This is a genomic window from Mesorhizobium kowhaii, from assembly GCF_003253745.1.
Taxonomy (GTDB): Bacteria; Pseudomonadota; Alphaproteobacteria; order Rhizobiales; family Rhizobiaceae; genus Mesorhizobium; species Mesorhizobium kowhaii.
Genome location: NZ_MZXV01000081.1, coordinates 1 through 1,546 on the forward strand (window position 1 = coordinate 1; position 1,546 = coordinate 1,546).

The window sequence follows — 1,546 nt, forward strand, 5'->3', positions numbered from 1 at the left end:
GCGGGCCTCGATGTGGAGAATATTCAATGGCCAATACCCCATCCAAAGACCATCGCATTTCCGACCAAGAAGCTTTGCGCATCGCCGAGCAGACAGATGTCTCCCCACAGCAGGCCAAAGAGCTTGCCAAGGAACACGGCAAGGAGATGGGCGAACAGGAAGCTCGGAAGACCAAAGACGAGGGCTGAGCTTTGATTTCCCGACCTCAATCGAAACGAGTGAGCCACCCGCGCGCGCAGACAACAATCGACGCAGGGCGTACTACGCGTGAGATAAAGACCGCACTTGCGCCCTCTTGGCGCTCTCTTACATGTTGCTCGCGCCTCGGCTTAGCGCCTTTGGTCGGTGTGCAGCCCGCTGCGTGTTCTTAGGCGGCGGCGCAGGGGCTCTGACCACTCGTTCCAGCGAGCCGTGGTCAAGTTCGAGATGCCGCACCAGGCCGCAACTCGGCGACGGAATGACTCGCTAACCGACTGTCAGACGGGTACAAAGCAAGGGTCGTCAGCCTGTGTATGGGCGCTGGCGATTGAAAGAGTCGATCGCGCTTTCGCCCCCTAGCGAGCTACCAAAGAAGCCGTTGGAGACGAACTGCGTCGCCACGGGTTAGCGGGCGAGATGGATCTTCAACATGTCCAGCATAGTTGACAAGTCCGAAGAGCAGCAGGACGCCGAAGCCGAAGTCGAGGGCTTTCACGACGACCTTGGCCCGTTCGTCGTTGCCGCGGAGACAACACGAATGGCCATGGTTTTCACCGATGCAAAAGAACCCGGCAATCCGATCATTTTTGCCAATGACGCCTTCCTCGCGCTGACCGGATACGCCAGGGAAGAGGTACTGGGTCAGCCCTTCAATTTCCTGATGGCGGACAGCACCGACGCCAGGGCGCTGAAACGTATCAAGGCGGAGTTCGAAGCCAATGCAGAGACGGGTGCGGAAATTTTTACCGGCGCAAGGACGGCAGCGAATTCTGGGCGGGCCTTTTTGCCAGTCCTGTCCAGGACAAGCGCGGCGCCGTGGTCCAGTATTTTACCTCCTTCGTCGATCTCACCAGACACAAGGAGGAACAGGCACAATCCAAAATGCTCATCGACGAACTGAACCATCGTGTGAAGAACACGCTGGCAACGGTGCAGTCGATCGTCTGGCAGGCATCGCGAGCCAATTCCGATCCGAAAGCGATCCGCGAAGCCGTTGAGTCTCGGCTGTTTGCGCTCTCCCGATCGCACAATTTGCTGACCCGCGAAAACTGGCACAGCGCCGGACTGCTCGATGTGCTCCACGATGCCCTGGAACCGTTCGGCGTCACCGACGGGCGAGCGGAGCGACTGGTGATAACAGGCGACAATATCCGCCTCTCGACAAAGGCGGCGCTGGCCCTTGGCATCGCGTTCAACGAACTCGCGACCAATGCGGTGAAGTACGGTGCGTTTTCCAACGACAAGGGCTCGATCCGGATCGACTGGACGATCGAGCCGACCCTAGAGGAAGGTCGGCTGATCCTGTCCTGGCGAGAGCAGGGCGGTCCGCCGGTTACGCCACCGCTGC

The 1,546-nt window shown here is 59.4% G+C and carries 2 protein-coding genes and 2 pseudogenes; all 4 read left to right on the plus strand.

The annotated features are described in order from the left end of the window. Nucleotides 1–188: hypothetical protein (locus tag B5V02_RS40960; protein ID WP_208647196.1), on the plus strand; the 188-nt coding region annotated here is incomplete at its 5' end. A 554-nt stretch (nucleotides 189–742) separates the two neighbouring features. Next, a pseudogene (locus B5V02_RS42350) lies at nucleotides 743–856 on the plus strand (PAS domain-containing protein); the annotation flags it as partial. Further along, nucleotides 817–1,011, plus strand: a pseudogene (locus B5V02_RS42355) (hypothetical protein); the annotation flags it as partial. The pseudogenes B5V02_RS42350 and B5V02_RS42355, both read left to right, overlap by 40 nt. A gap of 69 nt (nucleotides 1,012–1,080) precedes the next feature. Next, a partial coding sequence (locus B5V02_RS42105; RefSeq protein WP_245446384.1) for a sensor histidine kinase occupies nucleotides 1,081–1,546 on the plus strand: 466 nt, incomplete at its 3' end.